The sequence below is a fragment of the Desulfovibrio piger ATCC 29098 genome (assembly GCF_000156375.1).
Lineage (GTDB): Bacteria > Desulfobacterota > Desulfovibrionia > Desulfovibrionales > Desulfovibrionaceae > Desulfovibrio > Desulfovibrio piger.
Map to the genome: position 1 here is coordinate 14,682 of NZ_DS996353.1, position 6,276 is coordinate 20,957.

Consider the following 6,276-nt stretch of genomic DNA (forward strand, 5'->3'; position numbering starts at 1 on the left):
CGGCGGCCTGGGCATCGCCATTGTCCGCAGCGGCCTGTGCGGTATCTGTAGCCGGGGAGGTCGTCAGCGTGGCCGTTTCTTCCGTGGCAGGGGCGGTCTTGGCGCGCGAACTGCGGCGGGTGGTACGGCGTTTGGGGGTGGGGGTTGCTTCAGCGACATCAGAGGAAGCGGCCGCGTCAGACACGGCCGGCGTATTTTCCTGCGTCATAAATATCCTTTTGGACCGCCGGAGGCGGCGAAATTTGTCAGCCGTTATCCCGACTGAGGGAACAGGCCGGGCACCCGGCCGATGCCGGATGGCGTGTCCGTGAGCGGGCACGGGCCTGGGGATGCCCGGAAAGGGCAGGGCACGGGGGATGGCAGGAGAAAACGCCCGTCACGGGACGGCGTTTTCCTGGCGGCCGGAACAGCCGCCGGAGGGGCAACGTCAGAAAGCGCGGCACCGGGCCGCGCCATGACGGGCGGGATCAGACTGTCTGTCCCCCGCGGAAGCGCTGGGCTTCTCTAATCACAATTTTCAAGGACGCGCAGCTCCACGGACAGCTTGCCGCCGCTGGAGCGCAGCAGCACATAGCCGCCCTGGGCCAGAGCGCCCGGATTCACCACGATGGTGCGGCCCACCCTGTCCACGGCGCGCGCTTCGTGGATATGTCCGCACAGGCAGACATCGGGTTGGGCTTCTTCAAGGAATTCGCGCACGGCAGTAGAGCCCACGTGAATGTTGCCCGGGATGACGTCGCAGGCGCTGTCCTTGGGCGGATTGTGCGAAACCAGCACGGTGTGGGGGTACTTGCGGGCCTTCTGCCAGCTGTTTTCCAGCCAGCCGGCGAAGGTGGATTCAGGAAACTCGCTGGGCGTCCCGAAAGGCGTGAACGTGGAGGCCCCGATGCCGAAGATGGCCGTATCGGGCGTGAGCTCGTGCACCTGCGTGTGCAGGTTGCAGCCCAGGCCGCTCAGCCATTCGTCCACTTCGGGCCGGTCCATGTTGCCAATCTGGGCCCAGATGCGGGGATTGTGCGCCCGCAGAACGTCCATGACCATCTCGGCCTGCTTGACGCCGCCTGTGATGGTCAGGTCGCCGGTGACGATGATGCCGTCTGCCTGCGTCAGCTCGGGGATACGGGCAAACAGCCCGGGCTCGTCGTGAATGTCCCCAACGGCAATCCAGAGATGATCCTGTTCGTTGACGCTTGGCATGGCGGTGTTTCCTTTGTTATAAAGTCACTCCGCGAACTATGGCACATTTTAGCAAGGATGGAAAGACCTCCATGTCCCTTTCCCCCGATGAGCTGAAGAAGGAATTGCGCGCCCGCATGCGTGGGCTGCGGCGCGGCCAGGATCCCGCCCTGGCACGGCAGCGGGCCCGTGCGGCCCAGCAGGCCCTGCTGGACTGGGACGTCTGGCAGCAGGCCGCCCGTGTGGCCCTGTACGTGGCCCTGCCGGAAGAAGTGCATACCGGCTACCTGCTGGCCGATGCCTGGCAGCGCCGCTTGCGGGTCTATCTGCCCCGGGTGCGTCTGGAGCGCGGGCTCATGGATTTCGTGCCCTGTTCCCGCGTGGGGGACATGGCCGCCGGGCCCTACAAGATGCTGGAGCCCCATGCCGGGCTGCTGGGCATGGCGCCCCCGGTGCTGGCCCATCCCGATTTCTGCCCCGACGTACTCGTCCTGCCCGGCGTGGCCTTTGACCGCGCGGGCAACCGTCTGGGCTTCGGCGGCGGCTACTACGACCGCTTCCTGGCGGCCTTCGGGGCCCGGGGCAGCGGTCGGCGCCCCTTGCTGGTGGGCCTGTGCTATGCTTTCCAGGTGGTGGACGCGCTGCCCTCCCAGGATTGGGACCGGCCCGTGGACTGCCTGTGTACCGAAGAAGGACTCGTATGCCTGTAAGTTTCATCCCCTTTGTGTTCCCCGGCGTGGACAATGTGCGCTGCGCCTTCCAGACCCGCTGGCAGGAGGCCGGAGACGGCCCGTACGCCGGTGGCAACATCTCCCTTGCCACGGCCGATGACCGGCAGAGCGTCATCGGCAATCGCCGTGAGCTGCGGGCGGCCCTGGGCCTCCGGCGCATGGCCGAACTCAATCAGGTGCACGGCGATGCCATGATCTTTGAGCCTGAGGCCGTGGAGCCCGATGCCGTGCCCCATTGCGATGCCGACGGCATGGCCACCAGCCAGGCCGGACTGGGACTGGCCATCAAGACCGCCGACTGCCAGCCCATCCTGCTGGCCCACAAGAGCGGCCGTTTCGTGGCCGGCATCCACGCGGGCTGGCGCGGCAACCGTTGCGACTTCCCCGGCTCCGGGGTGCGTCGTTTCTGCGAGCATTACGGCGTGGAGCCGCGTGAACTTCTGGCCGTGCGCGGGCCGAGCCTGGGCCCGGCCCGGGCGGAGTTCATCAACTTTGAGAGCGAGTGGGGCGACGAGTTCCGTCCCTGGTTCGATGCCCAAAGCCGGACCATGGATCTGTGGGGCCTGACCCGCTGGCAGCTGGAGCAGGCTGGGTTGCTGCCGCGCAACATCTACGGCATCGATTTGTGCACGGCCAGCTGCAACCGCCAGTTCTTCTCGTACCGCTGCGTGAAAGCTTCCGGCCGTCAGGCCAGCGTCATCTGGCGTCTGGACTAGCAGGCCGGAGAGCTTGCTTGTCATGAGGGGGGAAGGGGGAAACCTTGGCTCGCGCACAAGGTTTCCCCCTTCCCCCCTCATGCTCCCTCCATCCCCTTTCCAACGCGCTTTTTTCTGAAGGATGGAACCTGTTCGGGCTACGGGGAGGCAGCCCCTGCTGCCGGTCTCCGAAAGCTGGGGGTGTACCGTGTTGGGAGAAGATTTTATTCAAACCGTATCTATTTAGGATAGCTGTATTTTTATGAATACAGAGCGAAGAGCATGATTGGCCTCTCCGGCCGTCTTCATTCCCGGGTATGGGGGACAGCGGGGAGGGCTTATGTGTCTCCCCATACCATGATGCGTCATTGCAAGGGCAGCCTTCGGGCTGTCTTTTTTGTATGTCGACGGGCGTCCGTCGTTCCGCAGCAGCCACAAGCGGTTTTTCCTCGACCTGTCTGCTACCCCTCTCCCTTTCCGTTATACGTTGACAAGCAGCAGCTCCCTGCCTAGAGTAGCGCGTCCATGGTCGCCGGAACCTGCCGGCGTCAAAAGGGAATCCCGTGAGAATCGGGAGCGGACCCGCCGCCGTAAGGCCCGCAGACCAGCTTCCTTCATGTGCCACTGGCAACGGGAAGGCCGGAAGCCGGGGGCCGAGCCGGAATACCTGCCGTGGACCGTGGCCGTTGGCCGCGACCGGTATCGGCACGGGTCTTGCCGAGGGGAGCAAGGGAATACGGGCCTCTTCCAGTGGTGGAAGGGGCTTTTTTTGTTTCCGGGCCAGCGTGCCCGGTCACTGATGGCCATGACAGGACGGACCATGCCGGAGAACAGACTCACCGCCAAGGATGCCTGGAGCGCGCGCCGCTGGTGCTGCTGCGTGCTGCTGGCTGTCCTCTGGTGCGCCTCGTTGCCGCTGGCCTGTCTGCCCGGGCCCGTGCCCGTGGCTGTGGCCGATGTCTGGCAGGCACTGGGAGCCGTGGTGGGCCTGTGCCCTCCGGCGGACGGCAGCATACAGCTGGTAGTGGGACAGATCCGTCTGGCGCGCGTGCTGCTGGGCCTGCTTTGCGGCGGTGCGCTGGCCGTGGCCGGGGTGACCCTGCAGGGCGTGCTGCGCAATCCGCTGGCGGATCCCTTCACCCTGGGCATCTCCGCCGGGGCTGCCTGCGGCGCCAGCATGGCCATCGCTCTGGGCGGGACCCTGGGCATCTGGGCCGGAGGCCTTGCCGTGGGGCTTTCCGCTGCGGCCACGGTCTCCCTGTCGGCCCTGCTGGGGGCGCTGCTGGCCCTGGGCGGCGCGCTCTGGCTGGGCAGCGGGCAGGGGAGCTTTAGGCGCGAGACCGTCATCCTGGCCGGTATCGCCGTGGCGGCCTTTCTGGGCGCCGTGGTGGCCCTGGTCAAAGCCCTCAACGAAGAATCCGTCACCAGTATCGTTTTCTGGATCATGGGCAGCCTGCAGGGCCGGGGCTGGGACAGCGTACCGCTCTTGCTGGCCACCTTGCTGCCGGGGCTGCTGGTGGTACTGCCGGGCTGGCGCAAGCTGGACATGCTGGCCCTGGGCGACGAGCAGGCCGCGCATCTGGGCCTTGCCGTGGGCCGCACACGTTTCTGGCTGCTGGCCGGGGCCAGCTGCATGACGGCCGGTTGTGTGGCCGTGGCCGGGGTCATCGGCTTCGTGGGCCTGGTGGTGCCGCATGTCCTGCGCATGCTGCTGGGCGGCGCGCATGGCCCCTTGCTGTACGGCGCCTTCCTGGGCGGCGGCATCTTGCTGGTCTGGGCGGATGTGCTGGCCCGTTGCGTGCTTTCCGGCGGACAGGAATTGCCCGTGGGCGTGGTGACGGCCCTGCTGGGCGGGCCCTTTTTCGCTTTTCTGGTGCGGAGGCGCTGATGCTGCGGGCAAAGGACATCCGGGCGGCCTACGGCACGGACGAGATATTGCACGGCGTGGATATCGACCTCCATCCCGGTGAGGCCGTGGCCCTGCTGGGCCCCAACGGCAGCGGCAAGACCACGCTGCTGCGGGTGCTGGCGGGCAGCCTGACGCCGACGGCAGGGACGGTGCACCTTCAGGATGCGGACATCCGCCGCCTTTCCCCCCGGGAGCGGGCCCGCCGGGTGGCCGTGCTTTCGCAGCGCAGTGCCGCACCGCAGGGCATGACAGCCCTGCAGATGGTCCTGCTGGGCCGCTATCCCTGGCTGGGCTGGTGGGGCAGCTACAGCGCCGAAGACCGGCGCATCGCCCACGAGGCCCTAGAGGAGACCGGGGCGCTGTCGCTGGCCGCACGGCAGGTGAGCGAGCTTTCCGGCGGTGAATTGCAGCGTGTGGCCCTGGCCCGGACGCTGGCCCAGCAAAGCCCCGTGCTGCTGCTAGACGAGCTGGCCGCCGGTCTGGATCTGGCCAGGATGCTGGAACTTTTCGACCTGCTGGAGCGCCGCCGCCGGGCCGGTGCCGCGCTGCTGCTGGTGATGCATGACTGCAATCTGGCGGCCCAGTATGCCACACGTCTGCTGGGCCTGCGCGAGGGCCGGGTGCTGTTCGACGGCCCCGTGCGCCGCTGCTTCACGGCGGAGAACCTGCGCGCCCTCTATGCCGTGGACCTGCATATCGTTCCGCATCCCCGTAACGGCCTGCCTCAGGCCCTGCCCCTGCGGCCCCGTGGGCCTGAATACCGGGAGGTCTCTCCGCATGATGCCTGATTTGTACCGCCTGCGGCAGCGCCTTGTCGCTTGGGGCTTGCATCCTGGCCTGTGGCGGGGGCTGTGCCTGTGCTTCTGCCTGTTCTGCTGCTCCGTACTGCCTGCCCAGGCGCTGGAGCTGGTGGACAGCAGGGGCGTGACCGTGCGTCTGGAACGGCCCGCGCAGCGGGTCATCGCCCTGTACGGCGCGTTCAACGAGATATTGCTGGCGCTGGATGCCCGCGAGACCCTCGTGGCCCGCACGGCGGCCGATGCAGCCATCCCCGGCCTGCAGGACCTGCCTGCCGTGGGCACGCACATGCGTCCCAATGCCGAGCTGGTGGCGGCCCGGCAGCCCGATGTGGTGCTGCAACTGGCCGGGCGTCAGGAAGTGCTGACCCAGACCGAAGCTCTGGAGGCCGTGGGCATCCCGGTGCTGGTCTACGAGATGCAGTCCTTTGAACAGCTTTTTGCCGTGACCCGCGCTCTGGGGCGGCTCACCGGACGTGAGGCGCGCGCCGAAGCTCTTGTGGCGGACTGGCAGCGGCGTCTGTTAGTTCTGGAGCAGCGCTATGCGGACCAGCCGCCTGTGCGCGTATTCTATGAGGTGCGCTATCCCAATCTGCTGGCTGCCGGACGCGCCAGCATCGTGGACGAGATCATCCGTCATGCCGGTGGCCGCAACGTGCTGGATGCGCCGCAAAAGCTGGTGCGCTGCAATGAAGAGATGCTGGTGGCCCTGGACCCGGAAGCCTACATCCTGCAACAGGGCCCCATGAACCCCGCACCGCAGGCTCCGGCGGAGCGTCCGCATTACCGGGGGCTCAGTGCCGTGCGTTCCGGGCGCGTGCTGCTGGTGGACGAGCATCTGTTCGCCCGCCCCGGCCCCCGCTCCGTGGAGGCCGCCGAGCGGCTGGCCCACTGGCTGCATGGCGAGGCGCAGGGCAGCAGCGGGGAGTGAGCGAGTTTTTGGGTTGAGGGGGGAAGGCCCCTTTGGC

At 67.3% G+C, this 6,276-nt stretch carries 7 protein-coding genes and 1 riboswitch; of the genes, 5 read left to right on the forward strand and 2 right to left on the reverse strand.

Annotation, left to right across the window (positions count from 1 at the left end):
• Window positions 1-208, reverse strand: a 208-nt coding sequence (locus DESPIG_RS13995) for a hypothetical protein (RefSeq protein WP_006004257.1), incomplete at its 3' end; no start/stop codon positions are given.
• Window positions 209-504: 296 nt separating this feature from the next.
• Window positions 505-1,197 carry a metallophosphoesterase gene (locus tag DESPIG_RS01635; protein ID WP_006004260.1) on the reverse strand — a complete coding sequence of 231 codons (693 nt, stop codon included), beginning with the start codon at window positions 1,195-1,197 and terminating at the stop codon, window positions 505-507.
• 71 nt (window positions 1,198-1,268) lie between these two features.
• Here DESPIG_RS01635 and DESPIG_RS01640 point away from each other — a divergent pair, with 71 nt between their 5' ends.
• The 5 genes from DESPIG_RS01640 (at window position 1,269) to DESPIG_RS01660 (ending at window position 6,239) form a co-directional block, all read left to right on the forward strand.
• Complete coding sequence (locus tag DESPIG_RS01640) at window positions 1,269-1,886, forward strand: 5-formyltetrahydrofolate cyclo-ligase (RefSeq protein ID WP_040369042.1); 618 nt, start codon at window positions 1,269-1,271, stop codon at window positions 1,884-1,886.
• Window positions 1,877-2,623, forward strand: a complete 747-nt coding sequence (locus DESPIG_RS01645) for a purine nucleoside phosphorylase YfiH/LACC1 family protein (RefSeq protein ID WP_006004263.1) — start codon at window positions 1,877-1,879, stop codon at window positions 2,621-2,623. Before DESPIG_RS01640 ends, DESPIG_RS01645 begins: the two co-directional genes overlap by 10 nt.
• Window positions 2,624-3,112: 489 nt before the next feature.
• Window positions 3,113-3,291: riboswitch (cobalamin riboswitch) on the forward strand.
• Between the two features lie 131 nt (window positions 3,292-3,422).
• Window positions 3,423-4,490: a FecCD family ABC transporter permease gene (locus DESPIG_RS01650; RefSeq protein WP_081446791.1), complete on the forward strand. Its 1,068-nt coding sequence runs from the start codon at window positions 3,423-3,425 to the stop codon at window positions 4,488-4,490.
• Window positions 4,490-5,299, forward strand: coding sequence for an ABC transporter ATP-binding protein (locus DESPIG_RS01655; RefSeq protein ID WP_006004268.1), 810 nt, complete (start codon window positions 4,490-4,492; stop codon window positions 5,297-5,299). Before DESPIG_RS01650 ends, DESPIG_RS01655 begins: the two co-directional genes overlap by 1 nt.
• On the forward strand, window positions 5,289-6,239 hold the full coding sequence (locus DESPIG_RS01660; protein WP_006004269.1) for an ABC transporter substrate-binding protein: 951 nt from the start codon (window positions 5,289-5,291) through the stop codon (window positions 6,237-6,239). The genes DESPIG_RS01655 and DESPIG_RS01660 overlap by 11 nt, the downstream gene beginning before the upstream one ends.
• Window positions 6,240-6,276: the final 37 nt, after the last annotated feature.